The organism is Aurantimonas sp. NFXS3 (genome assembly GCF_049132005.1).
GTDB lineage: Bacteria > Pseudomonadota > Alphaproteobacteria > Rhizobiales > Rhizobiaceae > Aurantimonas > Aurantimonas coralicida.
The window spans coordinates 558,497-577,336 of sequence record NZ_JAGDDZ010000001.1 but is presented as its reverse complement, the minus strand read 5'-3'; the positions used below and the strand labels follow the sequence as shown (position 1 = coordinate 577,336).

At 67.1% G+C, this 18,840-nt stretch carries 18 protein-coding genes; 8 read left to right on the top strand and 10 right to left on the bottom strand.

The window, feature by feature from the left end:
* From phoU to J3367_RS02515, 7 genes are all read right to left on the bottom strand, one after another.
* Complete coding sequence (phoU, locus tag J3367_RS02545) at nt 1-747, bottom strand: phosphate signaling complex protein PhoU (RefSeq protein WP_024348875.1); 747 nt, start codon at nt 745-747, stop codon at nt 1-3.
* A gap of 19 nt (nt 748-766) precedes the next feature.
* On the bottom strand, nt 767-1,576 hold the full coding sequence (gene pstB, locus J3367_RS02540) for a phosphate ABC transporter ATP-binding protein PstB (protein WP_051141505.1): 810 nt from the start codon (nt 1,574-1,576) through the stop codon (nt 767-769).
* Nucleotides 1,577-1,599: 23 nt separating this feature from the next.
* Nucleotides 1,600-2,883 carry a phosphate ABC transporter permease PstA gene (gene pstA / locus J3367_RS02535; RefSeq protein ID WP_024348877.1) on the bottom strand — a complete coding sequence of 428 codons (1,284 nt, stop codon included), beginning with the start codon at nt 2,881-2,883 and terminating at the stop codon, nt 1,600-1,602.
* Nucleotides 2,876-4,258 (bottom strand): phosphate ABC transporter permease subunit PstC, encoded by a 1,383-nt coding sequence (gene pstC / locus J3367_RS02530; protein WP_024348878.1) that lies wholly within the window; start codon nt 4,256-4,258, stop codon nt 2,876-2,878. The genes pstA and pstC overlap by 8 nt, the downstream gene beginning before the upstream one ends.
* A 70-nt stretch (nt 4,259-4,328) precedes the next feature.
* Complete coding sequence (locus J3367_RS02525; RefSeq protein WP_024348879.1) at nt 4,329-5,363, bottom strand: substrate-binding domain-containing protein; 1,035 nt, start codon at nt 5,361-5,363, stop codon at nt 4,329-4,331.
* 150 nt (nt 5,364-5,513) lie between these two features.
* Complete coding sequence (locus tag J3367_RS02520; protein WP_024348880.1) at nt 5,514-6,821, bottom strand: ATP-binding protein; 1,308 nt, start codon at nt 6,819-6,821, stop codon at nt 5,514-5,516.
* 132 nt (nt 6,822-6,953) lie between these two features.
* Nucleotides 6,954-8,180 carry a hypothetical protein gene (locus J3367_RS02515; protein ID WP_024348881.1) on the bottom strand — a complete coding sequence of 409 codons (1,227 nt, stop codon included), beginning with the start codon at nt 8,178-8,180 and terminating at the stop codon, nt 6,954-6,956.
* Between the two features lie 250 nt (nt 8,181-8,430).
* On the opposite strand from J3367_RS02515, the gene J3367_RS02510 reads away from it, so the two are divergent.
* Entirely contained in the window at nt 8,431-9,222 is a 792-nt protein-coding gene (locus tag J3367_RS02510) for an SDR family NAD(P)-dependent oxidoreductase (protein WP_024348882.1), read from the top strand.
* A gap of 126 nt (nt 9,223-9,348) precedes the next feature.
* On the opposite strand, the gene J3367_RS02505 is transcribed toward J3367_RS02510, so the two are convergent.
* Both J3367_RS02505 and J3367_RS02500 read right to left on the bottom strand, forming a co-directional pair.
* Nucleotides 9,349-10,050, bottom strand: coding sequence for a DUF1013 domain-containing protein (locus tag J3367_RS02505; protein ID WP_024348883.1), 702 nt, complete (start codon nt 10,048-10,050; stop codon nt 9,349-9,351).
* Nucleotides 10,051-10,208: 158 nt separating this feature from the next.
* The gene (locus J3367_RS02500; RefSeq protein WP_024348884.1) at nt 10,209-11,216 is read right to left on the bottom strand and encodes an NAD(P)H-quinone oxidoreductase; all 1,008 of its coding nucleotides are present in this window, start codon (nt 11,214-11,216) and stop codon (nt 10,209-10,211) included.
* Between the two features lie 409 nt (nt 11,217-11,625).
* Between J3367_RS02500 and J3367_RS02495 the strand changes: the two genes are divergently transcribed.
* From J3367_RS02495 to J3367_RS02465, 7 genes are all read left to right on the top strand, one after another.
* Nucleotides 11,626-12,156 (top strand): DUF1465 family protein, encoded by a 531-nt coding sequence (locus J3367_RS02495; protein ID WP_024348885.1) that lies wholly within the window; start codon nt 11,626-11,628, stop codon nt 12,154-12,156.
* Between the two features lie 158 nt (nt 12,157-12,314).
* Nucleotides 12,315-13,322 carry a zinc-dependent alcohol dehydrogenase family protein gene (locus tag J3367_RS02490; RefSeq protein WP_024348886.1) on the top strand — a complete coding sequence of 336 codons (1,008 nt, stop codon included), beginning with the start codon at nt 12,315-12,317 and terminating at the stop codon, nt 13,320-13,322.
* Between the two features lie 430 nt (nt 13,323-13,752).
* A complete protein-coding gene (locus tag J3367_RS02485; protein WP_024348887.1) occupies nt 13,753-14,913 on the top strand; it encodes a TRAP transporter substrate-binding protein in 1,161 nt (386 codons plus the stop codon).
* Between the two features lie 74 nt (nt 14,914-14,987).
* Nucleotides 14,988-15,572 carry a TRAP transporter small permease subunit gene (locus tag J3367_RS02480; protein WP_024348888.1) on the top strand — a complete coding sequence of 195 codons (585 nt, stop codon included), beginning with the start codon at nt 14,988-14,990 and terminating at the stop codon, nt 15,570-15,572.
* Nucleotides 15,569-16,987, top strand: coding sequence for a TRAP transporter large permease (locus tag J3367_RS02475; RefSeq protein WP_024348889.1), 1,419 nt, complete (start codon nt 15,569-15,571; stop codon nt 16,985-16,987). The genes J3367_RS02480 and J3367_RS02475 overlap by 4 nt, the downstream gene beginning before the upstream one ends.
* A complete protein-coding gene (locus J3367_RS02470; RefSeq protein ID WP_024348890.1) occupies nt 16,977-18,311 on the top strand; it encodes an amidase in 1,335 nt (444 codons plus the stop codon). The genes J3367_RS02475 and J3367_RS02470 overlap by 11 nt, the downstream gene beginning before the upstream one ends.
* Before the next feature lies 1 nt (nt 18,312).
* Complete coding sequence (locus tag J3367_RS02465) at nt 18,313-18,480, top strand: hypothetical protein (protein WP_169513613.1); 168 nt, start codon at nt 18,313-18,315, stop codon at nt 18,478-18,480.
* Between the two features lie 128 nt (nt 18,481-18,608).
* Here the strand turns inward: J3367_RS02465 and rpmE are convergent, their stop codons facing one another.
* Nucleotides 18,609-18,830: a 50S ribosomal protein L31 gene (gene rpmE, locus J3367_RS02460; protein ID WP_024348891.1), complete on the bottom strand. Its 222-nt coding sequence runs from the start codon at nt 18,828-18,830 to the stop codon at nt 18,609-18,611.
* Nucleotides 18,831-18,840 lie beyond the last annotated feature (10 nt).

Genomic DNA, 18,840 nt, shown 5'->3' with positions numbered 1-18,840 from the left:
TCAGCCCCCGTCAGCCTGGGTGGGCGGGTCGTTCGGCACCGGCTGGGTCATCGTCGCCGTGTTGTCGCGCTTCGGCCGCTCGTTCTCGAGCTGCTTGCCGGTCTGGATGTAATAGACCGTCTCGGCGATGTTGGTGGCGTGATCGCCGATCCGCTCGATGTTCTTGGCCGAGAACAGGAGATGGGTGCAGGAGGTGATGTTGCGCGGATCCTCCATCATGTAGGTCAGGAGCTCGCGGAAGATCGAGGTGTACATCGCATCGATCTGCTCGTCGTTCTCGCGCATGGCGAGCGCGCGCTCGTAGTCCCGCTCGCCATAGGCGTCGAGCACTTCCTTGAGCTGCTCCAGCGCCATTTCCGACAGATGCTCGATGCCGCGCACCAGCTGCACCGGATGGGCATGGTCGTGTACCGCGATCACCCGCTTGGCGATGTTCTTGGCCAGGTCGCCGATCCGCTCCAGATCGTTGGAGATGCGGATGGCGCCGACGATCTCGCGCAGGTCGACGGCCATCGGCTGGCGCTTGGCGATGGTCATGATCGCCCGCTCGTCCAGCGCCCGCTGGGCGTCGTCCAAAAGCAGGTCGTCGGCGACCACCGACTGGGCCAGCCCCCAGTCGCTGCGCATCAGCGCGGCGACCGACTGCTCGACCATCCGCTCGGCCATCCCGCCCATTTCCGAGATCCGGCGGACGATCAGCTTCAGCTCGTCTTCGTAGGACGTGACTGTATGTTCGGTCATGGGCATGACGCTTCCTTGCCTTCGTTCAGCCGAAGCGGCCGGTGATGTAGTCCTGGGTGCGCTTGTCGTCCGGGTTGGAGAACATCTTCTCCGTCGGGCCGACCTCCACCAGATAGCCGAGATGGAACATCGCCGTGCGCTGCGAGACGCGCGCCGCCTGCTGCATCGAATGGGTGACGATGACGATGGTGTAGTTCTGCTTCAGCTCGTCGATCAGCTCCTCGACCTTGGCGGTCGCGATCGGATCGAGTGCCGAACAGGGCTCGTCCATCAGGATCACCTCGGGCGACACCGCGATGGCGCGGGCAATGCACAGGCGCTGCTGCTGGCCGCCCGACAGGCCGGTGCCCGGCTCGGCGAGCCGGTCCTTGACCTCTTCGTAGAGGCCGGCCTTGCGCAGGCTGGTGACGACGATCTCCTCGAGCTCGGCCTTGGTCGAGGCGAGTCCGTGGATCTTCGGACCGTAGGCGACATTGTCGAAGATCGACTTCGGGAACGGGTTGGGCTTCTGGAAGACCATGCCGACCCGCGCCCGCAGCTCGACCACGTCGATCGCCGGATCGTAGACGTCTTCGCCGTCCAGCGTGATCTTGCCGCCCACCTTGGCGATGTCGATCGTGTCGTTCATCCGGTTCAGGCAGCGCAGGAAGGTCGACTTGCCGCAGCCCGACGGTCCGATGAGCGCCGTCACCTGGTTCTCCTCGACATCGAGATCGATGTCGTAGAGCGCCTGCTTCGGACCGTAATGGACGGTCACCTTCTCGGATCGCATCTTGATCGGACGGGTAGGTTGCACGGCAGGCCCTTTCGCTAACGACACCTGGATATTTTCCATCATGGGAGTCTCCTGTCGCATATCTACCAGCGCCGTTCGAGACGGCGTCGCAGAAGGACCGCCGTAAGGTTCATGATCGAGAGGAAGGCCAGGAGCACGCAGATGGCCGCACTGGTGCGCGCCACGAAGCCGCGTTCCGGGCTGTCGAACCAGATGAAGATCTGGGTCGGAAGCGCCGTCGAGGGGTCGAGAGGACCCGACGGCGCCGAGGTGATGAAGGCGTTCATGCCGATCAGCAGCAGCGGGGCCGCCTCGCCGAGCGCCTGGGCCAGTCCGATGATAACCCCGGTGAGGATGCCCGGCAGGGCCAGCGGCAGGACGTGATGGCCGATCACCTGCATCTCCGAGGCGCCGACACCCCGCGCCGCCTCGCGGATCGAGGGCGGTACCGCCTTCAAGGCGTTCCGGGTGACGATGATGATCGTCGGCAGGGTCATCAGCGACAGCACCATGCCGCCGACCAGCGGCACCGAGCGCGGCAGTCCGAAGACGCCGATGAACAGCGCCAGGCCCAGGAGACCGAAGACGATCGAGGGCACCGCCGCCAGGTTGTTGATGTTGATCTCGATGAAGTCCGTGAACCGATTCTTCGGCGCGAACTCCTCCAGATAGACGGCCGCGCCGACCCCGACGGGAACGCTGATGAGGAAACAGACCAGGAGCAGGAAGAACGAGCCGATGATGGCGCCCTTCAGGCCGGCGAGCTCGGGGAAGCGGCTATCCGCCTCGGTGACGAGGCCCCAGTCGACGGACGAGCGGATCAGCCCGGCCTCTTCCAGCTGCTTGAAGCGAGCCAGCGCCGCGTCGTCGAGGCGTCGGTTGGCCTCGGCCTGGTCGGCGTTCACGACGCCTTCGAACAATTGCTCGTAGGGGTCGGACACCGGCACCCACACCGATGTCGTCTGGCCCTTGAGCTGCGGGTCCGCGGCGACGAGGTCGCGCAGCATGAACTGCGCGCCGTTGCTCAGGATGCCGGTCACCGCCCGCCGTTCCGCGCGCCCGTCCGTCTCCGGGAACAGGGCGAGCAGGGAATTGTTGGCGAGCGAATTGTAGTTGATGTCGTCCTCGGCGGGGATCGCCACGTCGAGCTTCACCTCGGTCCGCGTCCAGGCCGGAAGCGAGGTCGAGACGACCGAGCCGATCAGGGTCGCGAGCATCAGCAGCGCGAACGCGATCGCGGCGCCGCCGTAGATCTTCAGCCGGGTCTGCGCCGACTTGCGCTTGCCGAGGCTGGCCCTGACGAGATCACGGGAATGCGTGCCCGGCCGGCCCGAGGGAAATGCGCCTGCTTGGGTAGCGTCAGTCATATTGTTCCCGATACTTCCGGACAATCTGGATTGCGACGAGGTTGAGCATCAGCGTCAGGAGGAAGAGCGTCAGCCCGAGGCCGAAGGCGGCCAGCGTCTTGGGACTGTCGAAGGACGTGTCGCCGGTCAGAAGCGCCACGATCTGCACCGTGACGGTGGTGACGCCTTCCAGCGGATTGGCGGTGAGGTTCGCGGTCAGGCCCGCGGCCATGACCACGATCATGGTCTCGCCGATCGCCCGGCTGGTGGCGAGGAGAACACCGCCGACGATGCCCGGCAGGGCCGACGGCAGGATCACCTTGGTAATGGTTTCGCCGCGGGTCGCCCCGAGCCCGAGCGAGCCGTCCCGCATGGCCCGCGGAACCGCGGAGATCGCGTCGTCGGCCAGCGACGAGATGAACGGGATGATCATCACGCCCATGACGAGGCCCGGCACGATCGCCGCCGTCGGCGACACCGGGATGCCGATGTCGCTGCCGAAGCCGCGAATGGCCGGCGAGACGACGAGGACGGCGAAGAAGCCGTAGACGATCGTCGGAATGCCCGCGAGCACCTCGATCAGCGGCTTGACCACCGTGCGCATCGGCTGCGAGGCGAACTCGGCCATGTAGATCGCCGAGAACAGCCCCACCGGCAGCGCCACGACCATCGCCGTCAAGGCGATGATCAGCGTGCCGGCAAAGATCGGCACCGCGCCGAAGGCGCCGGTCGAGCCGACCTGGTCGGGGCGGATGGCGATCTGCGGGTCCCAGTTGATGCCGAAGAAGAATTCCAGCGGCGACACCACGGCGAAGAACCGAAGCCCCTCGAACAGGAGCGAGAAGAGAATGCCCAGCGTCACCAGGATCGAGATGGTGGCGCAAAAGATCAGGATGTACTTGATGATCCGCTCGGCCGTGTTGCGGGCACGAAACCGCAGGTCGATCCGGGGAACGACGACGCCCGAGGCGATCAGCGCGATCGCCACGACGACCGCGAGCAGCAGCCAGCGCGAGACGTTCGCCGCCGTCTGGAAGGTCTCCGCAGCGGTGAAGACCGCGGGGTCGGGCTCGCCGAAGGTGACGCCGGCCGCGACCTGGCGGACCTGTCCGATGAGCAGGCCGAGCCGCCCGGCCGACGCTTCCTTCAGCGTCTCGGGCAGATTGGCGAGGATGATCCGGTCGAGCACGACGGGCTCGAGCGCCAGCCACAGCAGGATGACGACGACGCAGGGCGTCAGGATCGTCAGCGCAAGAAGATAGCCGTGATATTTGGGGAGGGAGTGCAGCGTCCGTCCGTCACCCGTCGCCCCGACCGTCCGCGCCTTCATGAAGGCGGCGCTGAAGCCGATGATCGTCAGCAAGACGGCAGTCGCTAGCGTCAATGATAGCGGCATGGATCCCGACACTCCTTGCGAGGAACCGCCGGCCAGGAAAATGGCCGGCGGGTTTTGTCAGCGCGAAAGCTTACTTCGGCGCCTGCATGGTCTCGCCTTCGGTGGCGGACTTGCGGGTGGCCTCGAGCTTGTCGGCGCTCAGCGGAACCAGGCCGCGGTCGATCAGGTAGCCGTCCTCGCCCATCGCGCCGTCGCTGACATACTCGGCGACGAACTCGTTGAGGCCCGGGATGGCGTCACGATGCGCGTTCTTGACGTAGATGAAGAGCGGGCGGGAGACGCCGTACTCGCCGGTCAGAACCGTGTCCTCGGACGGAACGACACCACCGATGGCGGCGCCCTTCAGCTTGTCCTGGTTCTCGAACAGGAACGAGTAGCCGAAGATGCCGAAGGCGGTCGGGTCGGTCTCGAGGCGCTGCACGATCAGGTTGTCGTTCTCGCCGGCTTCGACGAAGGCACCGTCGGTGCGCATGCGCTGGCAGACTTCGTCGTGACGGTCCTCGTCGAGCGCCTTGATGGCCTCGAACTCGCCGCAGCCCTCTTCCATGACCAGCTCGACCCAGGCGTCGCGCGTGCCGGACGTCGGCGGCGGGCCGTAGACCAGGATCGGCTCGGCCGGCAGCGAGGAATCGATCTCGTTCCAGCTCTTGTACGGGTTGGCCTTCACCTCACCGTCGACCTCGACCTCGGCGGCGAGCGCCTGGAAGAGCTGCGCCTTGCTGACCGACAGCTCCGGGCCGCTGCGGGCGTTGGCGAAGGAAAGCGCGTCGTAGCCGAGCAGGACTTCGGTGACGTCCTTGACGCCGTTCGACTGGCACAGCTCGTATTCCGACGCCTTCATGGCGCGCGAGGCACCGGTGATGTCGGGGGTCTGCTCGCCGACGCCGCCGCAGAAGATCTTCATGCCGCCGCCGGTACCGGTCGACTCGGTCACGGGCGCCGGAAACTCACCCATGTTGGCGAACTGTTCAGCAACGGCCTGGGTGTAGGGGAAAACCGTCGAGGATCCGACGATCTGGATCTGGTCCCGGACCTGCGCGGAGGCCTGGCCGGTCAGTGCGATGGCGGTACCGAGCGCGAGGCTGGCGATGAACTTGTTGTTCACGGGTGCGTCTCCTTGAGGAGTTTGTTTCGAACCGAGCACTGTTGGGCCGCCCTGTCTGACGGCTGCTGCTCGCCGACACGTCTAGCGGCGCTGGAAGAAGTCTATATGACAGTCGGATTGCACCTTTATGACAGTGCAAGCGGCTGATAATTATAGAGGTTTTTCCGAAGTGTCAGAATCGGACCGCGGCAGCGGTAACCTGGCCGTGAACACAGAGCCTTTTCCGATGGTCGACTCGACCAGAAGTCGCCCGCGATGGCGCAAAAGGATGTTGCGGGTGATCGACAGGCCGAGGCCGGTGCCCCGCTTGGCCCGCGAGCGGCCCGGATCGACGCGGTAGAAGCGTTCCGTCAGCCGCGGCACGTGCTCGGCCGGAATGCCGGGACCGAAATCGCGCACCGCCGCGTCGACGAAGCTGCCGCCCGCCTCCTCCGTCCGGGTCAGGCTGATCTCCACGCGCTTGCCGGTCTCGCCGTATTTGCAGGCGTTCTCGACCAGGTTGGAGAAGACCTGCATCAGCTCGTCCTCGTCGCCGGGGATCGCCACCGGCTCGTCCGGCAGGTCCAGCGCCAGCTCGACGTCCAGCTGCTCGGCCAGCGGCGCCAGCTGGCTCTCCACCTTGCGCAGGATCGCCCCGAGATCGACACGGGTCGAGATCGGCACATGCCGCTTCATCTCGATCCGCGACAACGACAGGAGGTCGTCGATCAGCCGCGACATGCGGGTCGCCTGCTCGCGCATGATGCCGAGGAATTTCTCGCGCGCCGCCGGGTCGTCCTTGGCCGGCCCCAGCAGCGTCTCGATGAAGCCCGACAGCGAGGCCAGCGGCGTGCGCAATTCGTGGCTGGCATTGGCGACGAAATCGGTCCGCATGCGTTCGATGCGCAGCTCGGCGGTCCGGTCGCTGAACCTTATCAGGAAGAAATGCGGTCGCTCGCCCTGATAGGGCGGGATCGGCAGGATCTCGATCTGCCAGACCCGCTCGACCGGGCGCCGTTCCTCGATCGTCACCCTGCCCGGCTGGTTGTCGCGCAGCACCGCCTCGACCGCCGCCAGGAATTCCGGCGAGCGGAAGCGCAGCGACAGCGCGTCGCCCAGCGCCATGTTGCCGAAGCCGACCAGCGAGGCGGGATTGCGGTAGCGCAGCAGCATCTGGCGGTCGATGATGAAGCTGGGCTGCTGCAGCGCCTCCACCACCGCCTTGACGCCCCGGCTCGGCCAGGTCGTGTCGGCGCGTTCGCTGGCCGCCACCGCCTGCCGGCGCCGGTCGACCCGCTGCGGCACGTAGAGCACCGCCAGGAGAAACAGGAAGACGGCCACGCTTCCCGGGGCGGCCTCGGGCACGAACCAGCCCAGCCCGCCGAGCCCGATCAGCGCCGCGAGCGCCACCGACCGGGCCCGCACGCCGGAGCGGCCGGCGGGCACGATCTCCGGCTCGCCGGGCTCGGGCGGGCTCAAGCGGACACCTGTGGGGCGGGAATCGGACGGCGGCGGGACGAATGCGACATCCGTCCTTCCTAGCGCAGAATTGTCGAAGATCGATGACGCCGGTTGGCGCCCGGCGCAGTTCGCGAGCCGGCGGCGCCGGTGCTAGTCGATGGCCTGGACACGGAAACCGTAGACGTTCAGGTCGCCCGCCCCGGTTCCGATCTGCGGATCGATGACCAGCTGCGCGGCGCCCATGGCGCCTTCCGGCACCGCCATGTCGAAGACGAAGGTCTCCTCCGCGGCACTCACCTGGAAGCGCTGGCGCCCGCAGACCGTTTCGCCGGCGAACAGGCAGCTCACGCTGAATTCGCGGCCCTGGTCGTCGGGTGATCCGACGGCGAGTTCGCCGCGGGCCCGGCTGCCGGCGATCTGCTCGACGATTCCCGCGCCGATGACCAGGCTGACCTCCGACCCGTCGCCATCGGCCGGCGCGGCGATCTGCACGGCCATCCGGCCGCCCGATCCCGCCACGCCACTGGCGCGCGCGCCGCCCTCGGCCGCGATCTTCTCAAGGTCGGTGCCGGCGAAGACGTCGATCCAGTTGTCCGGCGAGGGTCCGCCGGTCAGCGCCGGGTCCTCGCCGGCCGACTGGATCGTCTCGGCGATGGTCGGCCCATCCTCGCTGGCGACCGGCGCCGGCGCGGTGGAGAACAGCGGCAGCACGACCCAGACCGCCGCGGCGATCAGCAGCAGCAACAGGACGACGATGACCGCGCCGACCAGCTTGTTGCTGGCCTCGCTGAACGGACGGCCGCGCTTCGGCTTGTGGTCGGGCGACCAGCGGTCGCGCACCGGCTTGGTGGATGTCGCGGCGCCGGGCTTGGCGGTCGCGGCCGTCGCGTCGGCCTTGGCCGCAGGCGCCTTGGCGGACGCGGTCTTTGCGGACGGCGTCTTCGCAGCGGGCGTCGGTGACATGGGCGCCGCCTCGGCGGTACGTGTCGCACCAGCCGACGGCGCAGCGGTGTCAGGCGTATCTGCTGCCTGCGTTTCGTCGTCGGTGGCCGGCATCGCCTCCGGCGTCTCAGCCGGGATCGGCGGCGTGGCAGGCGCGGCGACGTCCGGCTCGACTGATGCCGTCGCGTCGCCGTCCTCGGACACGGCATCGTCCCCAAAGCCGCCCGGCGCCGGATATTCCGCCTCGATCGCCTCGATCGCGCTGATCAGCGCCTGGCGCTTGCGATCGGCTTCCGCCTCGTCGCTGTGCTGCGCCGACTGCACGCGGAGAATGGCGCGCTCGGCCGCTTCGTAGACCACGAGGCGAAAATCCGGATCGGCGGCATTCCCCTTCTGCAGCGCGCGTCTGACGCTCTGTTCGATCGCGCTGGCCAAGGACGGTCACTCCACTTGCAAAGAGCCCCTCGGCGCCTTGCGCGCGATGGGAAGAGACAGGGCGACACTAATCGGCGCCCCTGCGGCGTTCAATCCCGTGCCCTGCCGGCAGCATAAGCATCGCCGTCTGGACCGAGGCTGACGCGGCGGCCGGCGAACCGGTCCGGCGCCCCTGCCCTTGCCCGCCCATTCTGGTATGGAGAGCGCGTTGCCGCGTTCGGCGCGGCTGAGATGTCAAAGGAGAAGCGCCATGTCACTCGAAGGCAAGGTCGCGATCGTCACCGGTGGCGCCAAGGGGATCGGCCAGGCCATCGCCCGCCGCTTCCTAGAGGACGGCGCCCGGGTGATCATCGCCGATGTCGACGAGCGGGCCGGCCTCGCTGCCGCGGCCGAACTGAAGGAACTGGGCGAGATCCGCTCGGTGGTCTGCAACGTCGCCGACCGGCTGCATGTCCACAATCTCGTCGCCACCGCCCTCGACGATTTCGGCGACGTGGACATCCTCGTCAACAATGCCGGCATCGTCCACAAGGCCGACTTCCTCGATCTGGAGGAGGAAGCCTTCGACAAGGTGCTGAACGTCAATCTGAAGGGCGCCTTCCTGTGCGGCCAGGCGGTGGCGCGTCATCTGGTGCAGAAGGTCAAGGATGGCGGCGAGCCGGGATCGATCGTCAACATGTCGTCGGTCAACGCCGTTTTCGCCCTGCCCGACCAGGTCGGCTATTCGGTCTCCAAGGGCGGCATGAACCAGCTCACCAAGGTGATGGCCCAGTCGCTGGCGCCTTACGGCATCCGCGTCAACGCCATCGGACCGGGCTCGATCATGACCGACATGCTGCGCTCGGTCGTCGCCGACAAGGACGCCACGGCACGCATCCTGTCGCGCACCCCGATGGGCCGCATCGGCGAGCCGTCGGAGATCGCCGCGCTGGCCGCCTTCCTCGCCTCCGCCGAGGCCAGCTACGTCACCGGCCAGACGCTCTATGCCGATGGCGGCCGCCTCGGCCTCAACTACACCGTCGCGCCGCCCGAGCCCGACTGAGCGCATGGCGGCAGGCCGCCCGGCCGCCGTCCCGCATCCCAGGACATTTCCACAAACGAAAGCGGCGCCGGATCACTCCGGCGCCGCTTTGGCATGTCCCGGGGCCGTCTCCGGCCGCGGGCGATCTCAGTTCTGGTTGCCGTCGTCTTCGTCGGTATCCGTGCTCTGCATCGAGGAGAGCTTGGCGAACACCGCCGCCGCGTCGAGCTCGCCCTCTTCGCGGTCTTCGCGCGAACGGTCCCAGTTCTGGGTCTGCGAGGCCGACAGCAGGCGCTCTTCCTCGGCGATCTCCTCGGGGCGGACGATGCCGCGCGAGGCCTTCTCGACTTCCAGGTCGAGATTGATCTGCGTGCACAGCCCCAGCGTCACCGGGTCCATCGGCTGCAGATTGGCCGAGTTCCAGTGGCTGCGGTCGCGGATCTGCTGGATCGTGTTCTTGGTCGTGCCGACCAGGTTCGAGATCTGCGAATCCTTCAGCTCCGGATGGTTGCGCACCAGCCAGAGAATCGCGTTCGGGCGGTCCTGGCGCTTCGACACCGGCGTGTAGCGCGGCGCCTTGCGCTTGGCCTCGGGCACCCGCACCTTCGGCGCGGCGAGCTTCAGCTTGCGGTTCGGATCCTTCTCCGCCGCCTCGATCTCCTCGCGCGACAGCTGGCCGGTCATGATCGGGTCGAGACCCTTGATGCCCTGGGCCGATTCGCCGTCGGCGATCGCCTTCACCTCGAGATGGTGCAGCGTGCAGAAATCCGCGATCTGTTCGAAGGACAGCGAAGTGTTGTCGACCAGCCAGACGGCGGTCGCTTTTGGCATCAATAATTGCTGTGCCACGATACAATCCTCCTAAGTGCCTGCCCCGGAAGGGCCGGCCGTGGATACTCACCACATGTACGGGAATTCGGGCGCCCTTATAGGCCGTTAGCCATATTGGTGCAAGGAAATCGCCGGATTTCCCGTGCGGCGACCCGGCAGGGGCCGCCGCGACGCGCTCAGCTCTCCAGATGGCGCGTCGTCAGGATGATCTTGCCGATGTGATCCTCGTCCATGTGGCGATGCGCATCGGCGGCCTTCTCCAGCGGATAGACCTCGTCGATCAGCGGCTTCACCGTGCCCGCTTCCAGGAGCGGCACCACCTGATCGGTCAGTTCGGACGCGATCACCGCCTTGAAGCTGACCGGCCGGTTGCGCAGGGTCGAGCCGGTGAAGGTCAGCCGCTTGCGCATCAGCGGCGTCAGGTCGATCTGCGTCTTCGGCCCCTTCAGGAAGGCGATCTGCACGATCCGCCCGTCCTCGGCGGCGAGCTGCAGATTGCGCGGCGTGTACTCGCCGCCGACCATGTCGAGGATCACGTCGACCCCCTTGCCGTCGGTCTTCTCGCGCAGCGCCTCGACGAAATCCTGCGTGCGGTAGTTGATGCAGTCCTCGGCGCCGAGGGATTCGGCCGCCCGGCACTTGTCGTCGCTGCCCGCCGTGGCGAACACCCGCGCCCCGAAATGCTTCGCCAGCTGGATCGCCGTCGTGCCGATGCCCGACGTGCCGCCATGTACGAGGAAGCTCTCACCCGCCGTCAGCTTGGCCCGCTGGAAGACGTTGTGCCAGACGGTGAAATAGGTCTCCGGCACGCCGGCCGCCTCGATCATCGACAGCGATGTCGGCACCGGGATCGCGTTCACCTCGGCGACGGTGGCGTATTCGGCATAGCCGCCGCCCGGCACCAGCGCCATCACCCGGTCGCCGACGGCAAAGCGGCTGGCGCCCTCGCCCAGCGCCACGACGGTGCCGGCGATCTCGAGGCCCGGCCAGTCCGGCGCGTCGGCCGGCGCCGGATACATCCCCTGGCGCTGCATCACGTCCGGGCGGTTCACCCCGGCCGCGGCCACCGCCACCAGCACCTCGCCGGCGGCCGGCTTCGGCACCGGCCGCGTGCCGGGCTTCAGCACCTCGGGTCCGCCGAATCCGTCGAGAAGGGCTGCCTGCATGTCCTGGGGTATCGTCATGGTCTGCGTGATCTCCGTGTTGGCCGTCGCCACGAAACGTAGAGAAATTCCTACGAAAGCGAACCACCGTTAAGCCCTGAGTAAGGTTTCCGGGGTTTAACTGAGATCAGTCCAGATTGAAGGAACGCCGGATTGATGGATAGACGGAGCGGTTTCCGCCCCGTTTGACGCCTCCCTGTTGAAAACTCCTGAAGGGCCGCTCACGCGGCCCCTTTTTTTGACAGACCGGCGGAACCGTCCCGCCCCTGCCGCGCTTGCTTAACAGCAATTAACCTTGTCCAGCGCCCTCGCTTGCAAAGCCTTGGTAACGGACGCACCCTGTTCTCGTTCGACGACCGCGCCCTGTTCGCGGTCCGACCGATTCTGGCAGTGCGAAAAGGTGTCCGCGATGGGGAGTGAATTCGGCTCGATGACGATCCAATCCAACGGCACATCGGACGGCGACCGCACGATCCGGCTCGCCGAGCATCTGGCCTTCTCGCGCTCCTTCCAGCCGCTGTTCAACCAGGGCATGGCCCTGGTCGACGAGACGGCGATCTATCTCGACGGCGCCGGCCGGGTCGAGGCGAAGGCGCTGTCCAAGCACGGCACCACGCTCTACGCCGCCGAATCCATGCGCCTGACCACCCGGCTGATGCAGGTCGCCTCCTGGCTCCTGCTCCAGCGTGCCGCCAACCAGGGCGACATGTCGCGCGCCCAGGTCGAGGCCGAGAAGGTCAAGGTCCGTCTCGAAGGCCTCGGCAGCGCCAAGGATTCGCCGAATTACGGCGAACTCCCGGAAGCCTTCCGCGATCTCGTCGAACGCGCCCTCATGCTGGAGCGCCGCATCGCCATGCTGGATCGCGAGATCTATGGCGAGAACGCCGCCGAGCCGGAGCATGCCGCGCGCAATCCCGTCGGCGAGCAGATCGACCTGCTGAAGACCGCCTTCCACGGCTGATCGCTCCCCGCGGTCGGCAACAGGCGGTCGCCCCGTCTGCGGGTCCATGGCCCGCCCTTGAGCGACGCAGGCGACGGTGTGTTCGCCGCCAAGCCGCAACCGCCCTCGCCTCCTTGCGTTCGCTCCCCACCCTTCCAGCGAACCCAGGAGACGACGCGATGCGCGTGATCCAGCTCAGCAAGCCCGGCGGCCTCGACCAGTTACAGCTCGTCGAGCGCGACGCACCGGGCGCGCCCGGCCCCGGTGAAATCCGCGTGCGGATTCGCGCCAGCTCCCTCAATTTCCACGATTACGGCGTCGTCAGCGGCCGCATGCCGACCGAGGACGGTCGCATCCCCATGTCCGACGGCGCCGGCACCGTGGAGGCCGTCGGCGACGGCGTCAGCGCGTTCACCGTCGGCGACCATGTCGTCTCGACCTTCTTCCCGCTGTGGCTCGATGGCGAACCGCCGGTGGCCGACTTCAGGACCACGCCCGGGGACGGCGTTGACGGCTATGCCCGCGAGGAGGTCGTGCGTCCCGCCACCTGGTTCACCCATGCCCCGAAGGGTTTCAGCCACGCCGAAGCCGCCACCCTGACCACCGCCGGCCTCACCGCCTGGCGCGCCCTTGTCGTCGATGGCGGCATCAAGGCCGGCGACACCGTGCTGGTGCTGGGCACCGGCGGCGTCTCGATCTTCGCCCTGCAATTCGCCCGGCTGATGGGGGCCCGCGTCATCGCCACCTCCTCCTCCGACGAGAAGCTGAAGCGGCTGCGCGAGATGGGCGCCGACCACACGATCAACTACAAGCGCGACGAGAGCTGGGGACAGACCGTCCTCGACCTCACCGAAGGCCGCGGCGTCGACCACGTCATCGAGGTCGGCGGCCCGGGCACATTGCCGCAGTCGATCACCGCCTGCCGCATCGGCGGCCACCTCGCCCTCATCGGCGTCCTCACCGGGCGCGCCGGCGAGGTGCCGACCGCCGCCCTGATGGCCAAGCACCAGCGCCTGCAGGGGCTCATCGTCGGCAGCCGGCGGCACCAGATGGACATGGTCCGCGCCATCGACGCCATCGGCCTGAAGCCGGTCATCGACCGCAGCTTCGCGCTGGAGGACATCGCCGACGCCTTCCGCCACGAGGAATCGGGCGCGCATTTCGGCAAGATCTGCCTGGAATTCTAGGCGCCGATCACCACCGCCGGGCGGCGCGGTTTTGCACCGCCCGGCGCGTTAGACTTTGGTCTCATCTTGCGACCCGGGGCGGCCGGTGCAGCGTTTCCCGCCATCGTGATCGCGGCCCGCAACGCCGCGCGCAGGCCCCGCCGGACCCGCAACCTGGCGCGCCCGGATATGCCTCTTCCGTAAACGTAAATCGCACGCAAGCCCTTGCAAACCATCGGCTTGCGGCTGCTCCACCTGCTGCAGCGCCGTTGCGCCTTGCCGCCACCCCGCGATCGGCTGGCCCTGCCCGGCGCGCGGCCTTCCTCACATGAGCGGCTGCTCAAGACGGTTGGCTTCCGCCTTGATTGACGTGGAGTTTTTAATCGGCAATCTTGCACGCGCTGGGAGGCAACAGGTCATTCCGAGTTAATTCATAAGGGAGGAGTAGATAATGCTGCGCCGCAATAACAACGTTGAGAGCCTGTCCAAGTCGAATGACGGCGTTTCTCGCCGCAAGTTCCTGAGGGGTGGCGTCGTTGCTGCGGGAGCGGCTGCCGGCACTCTCGCTGCGCCGGCCGTGCTGGCCCAGTCGCCGCTGGTCGTGAAGATGCAGACGTCCTGGCCGGCCTCGGACATCTGGATGGATTTCGCCCGGCAATATGTCGAGCGTGTCGAGACCATGTCCGGCGGCCGCCTCAAGATCGATCTCCTGCCGGCCGGCGCCGTCGTCGCCGCCTTCCAGGTGATGGACGCGGTCAATGACGGCGTCATCGATGCCGCCCATTCGGTGTCGGCCTACTGGTACGGCAAGAACAAGGCCGCCTCGCTGTTCGGCACCGGCCCGGTCTTCGGCGGCAACCCGACCACCATGCTGTCGTGGTTCTACCAGGGCGGCGGCAGCGAGCTCTACAAGGAGCTGACCCAGGACGTCATGGGCCTGAACGTCATCGGCATGATGGGCTTCCCGATGCCGGCACAGCCCTTCGGCTGGTTCAAGGAGCCGGTCAACTCGGTCGCCGACATCGAAGGCTTCAAGTACCGCACCGTGGGTCTGGCTGCCGATCTGATGCAGTCCATGGGCATGAGCGTCGCCCAGCTTCCGGGCGGTGAAATCGTGCCGGCGATGGAGCGCGGCGTCATCGACGCCTTCGAGTTCAACAACCCCTCCTCCGACCGTCGCTTCGGTGCGCAGGACGTGGCCAAGAACTACTATCTCGGCTCCTACCACCAGGCGAGCGAGGCTTTCGAGTTCCTGTTCAACAAGGACTTCATGGAGGATCTCGACGACGACCTGCGGGCCATCATGGAATACAGCGTCGAGGCGGCCTCCACGGCCAATACGGCGCTCGCCCTCAACGAATATTCCAAGGACCTGCAGGAACTGCAGGACGTCGACGGGGTGACGGTCCGCCAGACCCCGCCGGAAATCCTGGAAGCCCAGCTGGAAGCCTGGAAGCAGCTGATCGTCGGGCTCGAGGAAGACACCTTCTTCAAGAAAATCCTCGACAGCCAGCGCGAATGGGTCGAGCGCGTCTCGTACTACGAGCTGCTCAACTCGCCGGATTATCGTCTGGCCTACAACTTCTTCTTCCCGGGCAAGCTGCCGAGCTGACGCCGGCTGCGTCGAAGAACGGAATGTCCGGCGGCTGATACCGCCGGACATTTCTGTACGAGGATCGGGAGTCCATGATCGCATTCATTCGTTTTGCCGACGCCCTGTCGGCAGCTTTCGGCAAGGCCTTTGCCTGGCTGATCATTCTCATGACGTTCGGGACGAGCTACGAGGTCTTCGTGCGATACGTCCTCGGATCGCCGACCCCCTGGGCCCTCGACGTCTCCTTCATCATGTACGGCACGCTCTTCATGATGGGCGGCGCCTATACGTTGTCGCGCAGCGGCCATGTCCGCGGCGACTTCCTCTACCGGATGTGGAAGCCCCGCACCCAGGCCATGGTCGACCTGGTGCTCTACGTCTTCTTCTTCTTTCCCGGCGTCACGGCGCTGATCCTGGCCGGCTGGAAATACGCCGCGCGCTCCTGGCGCTACGGCGAGGTCAGCGTCAACAGCCCGGCCGGCATTCCGATCTACCAGTTCAAGACCGTCATCGTCGCCGCCGGCATCCTCCTTTTCATCCAGGGCATTGCCGAGATGATGCGCTGCATCCAGTGCATCCGTGGCGGTGAATGGATCCGGCCCGAGGAAGACGTTCAGGAAACCGAGGACACCGTCCTCAACAAGGCGACCGCGGCCGAGAGAGATGCCCATCCATGAGTGACCCGCAACTCGCCCTGTTGATGCTGGGGCTGTTTATCTTCCTCGTCTTCCTCGGCTTTCCGATCGCCTTCACCCTCATGGCGATGGGTATCGGCTTCGGCTACTACGCCTATTTCGACCCCAACCGCATGTGGCGCAGCTACAACCGGCTCGACGAGCTGGCCTCCAGCTGGGACAGTTTCACGCTCTGGATAGACGGGTTCTTCAGCAACACGGTCTTCGACCTGTTCATCAACCAGACCTATACGGTGATGGCGAACGAGGTGCTGACGGCCGTCCCGCTGTTCCTGTTCATGGGCTACATCGTCGAACGCGCCAACATCGTCGACCGCCTGTTCACGACGCTCAACATCGCGTCCAAGAACATGCCGGGCTCGATGGGCGTTGCGGCGCTGATCACCTGCGCCCTCTTCGCCACCGCCACCGGCATCGTCGGCGCCGTCGTCACCCTGATGGGCCTGCTCGCCCTGCCGGCGATGCTGAATGCGCGCTACGACAAGTCCTTCGCCTCGGGCATCATCTGCGCCGGCGGCACGCTCGGCATCCTGATCCCGCCTTCGATCATGCTGATCGTCTATGCGGCGGCCTCCGGCGTCTCCATCGTCCGGCTCTATGCCGGCGCGCTGCTGCCGGGCCTGATCCTCGTCGGCCTCTACCTCGTCTACATCATCGGCCGGTCCGTCCTGCAGCCGAGCGCCGCCCCGCGCCCGACCAAGGACGAGGTGCCGGACGTGCCGTTCCTGCGGCTGACCTTCATGATCCTGACGTCGTTCCTGCCGCTGGCCTTCCTGATCCTCGCCGTTCTCGGCTCGATCCTGTTCGGCCTCGCCACCCCGACCGAGGCGGCGGCCATCGGCGCCCTCGGCGGCATTCTGCTGGCCGTCGGCTATAGGGCCCTCACCTTCCAGCGGCTGCGCGAATCCGTCTATCTGACGGTCCGCACCACGGCGATGGTCTGCTGGCTCTTCGTCGGCTCCTACATCTTCTCCTCGGTCTTCTCCTATCTCGGCGGCGAGCAGGTGATCTCGGAGTTCGTCCGCGGCCTCGACCTGACGCCGCTGCAGTTCCTGCTGCTCGCCCAGCTGATCATCTTCCTGCTCGGCTGGCCGCTGGAATGGTCGGAGATCATCATCATCTTCGTGCCGATCTTCCTGCCGCTCCTGGAAATGTTCGGCATCGATCCGCTGTTCTTCGGCATCCTCGTCGCCCTGAACCTGCAGACCTCGTTCCTGACGCCGCCCATGGCCATGTCGGCCTATTACCTGAAGGGCATCGCGCCGCCGGACGTGAAGCTGACCGACATCTTCAAGGGCGTCCTGCCCTTCCTGATGATGGTCTTCCTGGCGATGGCGGTGGTCTATCTCGTCCCGCAGTCGGTCTACTACCTCCCGGAAGTCTTCTATGGCCGCTAGGAGTTCGCTGATCGACCTGCCGCCGCTCGACCTGCGCGAGCGGCTGGCAGGGGGCGCCGCGCGCGCGGCGGAGGTCGCCGACGCCGCCGCCGCCCGGGTCGAGAGCGATCCGGTGGCGGCCGCCGCCTTCGCCTGGTTCGACGCCGATTTCGCGCGCCGTCAGGGCGTCCATCTCGACACCCAGCGGGGGCGCCTGCGCTCCATCGGCGCGCTGCACGGCCTGCCGGTCGCCGTCGACGACATGATCGACGCGGCGCGCATGCCGGCCATCGCCGGCTTCGCCCCCTTCGCCGGCCGCGTGCCGGAAGCCGATTCCGCCATCGTCGAGCGCCTGCGCTCGGCCGGTGCGCTGATCGCCGGCAAGACGGCGGTGCGCGAACTCGGCATCGGCCCTGCGGTCCAGTCGACGGACAGCGATGCCCCGGCCACCGGCATCGACGGCTGCGTCACGGCGGTCACCCGCGGTGCCGCCTCGCTCGGCGTCGGCATGTCCGGCGATGGCGCGCTGATCCGCTCCGCCTCGGCCAGCGGCATCACCGGCTACACGCCGACCTTCGGCGCCATCCCGCGCCGCGGCGTCCGCGACGTGGCCCCCAGCCTCGACGCCCCGGGCGTCTGTGCCCGCAGCATCTCCGGCGTCGCGCTCCTGGCCGAATGCCTGTTCGGCAACGATCTGGCCGACCCCTCGACCGAGGCGACGCCGCATCCGCAGCTCCTCGCCCAGGCCGGCATGACGCCGCCCGTCGTGCCGACGCTGGCGATCGTGCGCACGCCCTGGTGGGACCGCGCCGATCCGCTCACGCAGGAAGGCATCGGCGAGGTCGCGAGCGAACTCGGCGAGCGCTGCTTCGACGCCGACCTGCCGGAGATCTTCGCCGACGGGCTGATCCATGCCGAGCGGGTCCGGCTGGCCGAGGCCGCCAAGAACCTCTACGGCACGCGCCAGCGCTACCCCGGCGCCGTCTCGCCCGAGCTGACGGCCCTCTTGGAACAGGGCGACGCCATCCTCGCCCGCGACTACCTCGCCGCCCTCGACTGGCGCGCCGTGCTCTATGCGGGGCTGGAGGCGGTCCTGTCGCGCTGCGACGCCATCCTCACCCCCGCCGCCATCGGTCCGGCCCGGCCCGTCGTGGCGCCGGAGGGCGAGAACGTGTTCAATGCTCTGTGGACCTTCCTCGGGGTGCCCTGCGTGACGCTGCCGCTGCTCGAGACCCCCGATGGCCAGCCCATTGGCGTCCAGCTCGTCGGCCGGCGCGGCGAGGACGGCCGCCTACTGCGCACCGCGCACTGGCTCGAAACGCAACTGACCAACGGGAGCGCCTGACATGACACTGGAACGCAAGCTGTCGCTGGTGGCCTACGCCGTCCTGTGCGCCTTCCTGCTGATTCTCATCGTCCACGTGCCGTCGCCGGATCTCGGCCTGGTGCTCCTGGCGACCGTGCTGCTGGCCGGCTACGACCTGTTCTTCCACGATCCGACGCCGAAGCCCTGACGCGCGTCGCGCGCGGCGACCTCGGCACGCGACCGCGCGGCCCCGCCGCGCGTCGCTTCCGGACCCCAGACAGCAAAAAGCCCGGCACGATGGCCGGGCTTCTTTCATGTCGACTCCGTGTCGGCCTCTTACATGCCGAGGCCTTCGTACCGCTTCTTGAAGCGCGACACGCGACCGCCGCGGTCCAGCAGCTGCTGGTTGCCGCCGGTCCAGGCCGGATGGCTGGTCGGATCGATGTCGAGATTCATCTTGTCGCCGTCAGAACCCCAGGTCGACCGGGTCTGATACTCGGTGCCATTGGTCATCACGACGGTGATCGTGTGGTAGTCCGGGTGGATTTTGTCTTTCATCGCCTTCGAT

Bases quoted from the DNA above. Each gene is read 5' to 3' on its own strand.
- phoU (WP_024348875.1), bottom strand. From the start codon at position 747: ATGCCCATGACCGAACATACAGTCACGTCCTACGAAGACGAGCTGAAG.
- pstB (WP_051141505.1), bottom strand. From the start codon at position 1,576: ATGGAAAATATCCAGGTGTCGTTAGCGAAAGGGCCTGCCGTGCAACCT.
- pstA (WP_024348877.1), bottom strand. From the start codon at position 2,883: ATGACTGACGCTACCCAAGCAGGCGCATTTCCCTCGGGCCGGCCGGGC.
- pstC (WP_024348878.1), bottom strand. From the start codon at position 4,258: ATGCCGCTATCATTGACGCTAGCGACTGCCGTCTTGCTGACGATCATC.
- J3367_RS02510 (WP_024348882.1), top strand. From the start codon at position 8,431: ATGTCACTCGAAGGCAAGGTCGCGATCGTCACCGGTGGCGCCAAGGGG.
- J3367_RS02500 (WP_024348884.1), bottom strand. From the start codon at position 11,216: ATGACGATACCCCAGGACATGCAGGCAGCCCTTCTCGACGGATTCGGC.
- J3367_RS02495 (WP_024348885.1), top strand. From the start codon at position 11,626: ATGACGATCCAATCCAACGGCACATCGGACGGCGACCGCACGATCCGG.
- J3367_RS02490 (WP_024348886.1), top strand. From the start codon at position 12,315: ATGCGCGTGATCCAGCTCAGCAAGCCCGGCGGCCTCGACCAGTTACAG.
- J3367_RS02485 (WP_024348887.1), top strand. From the start codon at position 13,753: ATGCTGCGCCGCAATAACAACGTTGAGAGCCTGTCCAAGTCGAATGAC.
- J3367_RS02480 (WP_024348888.1), top strand. From the start codon at position 14,988: ATGATCGCATTCATTCGTTTTGCCGACGCCCTGTCGGCAGCTTTCGGC.
- J3367_RS02475 (WP_024348889.1), top strand. From the start codon at position 15,569: ATGAGTGACCCGCAACTCGCCCTGTTGATGCTGGGGCTGTTTATCTTC.
- J3367_RS02470 (WP_024348890.1), top strand. From the start codon at position 16,977: ATGGCCGCTAGGAGTTCGCTGATCGACCTGCCGCCGCTCGACCTGCGC.
- J3367_RS02465 (WP_169513613.1), top strand. From the start codon at position 18,313: ATGACACTGGAACGCAAGCTGTCGCTGGTGGCCTACGCCGTCCTGTGC.
- rpmE (WP_024348891.1), bottom strand. From the start codon at position 18,830: ATGAAAGACAAAATCCACCCGGACTACCACACGATCACCGTCGTGATG.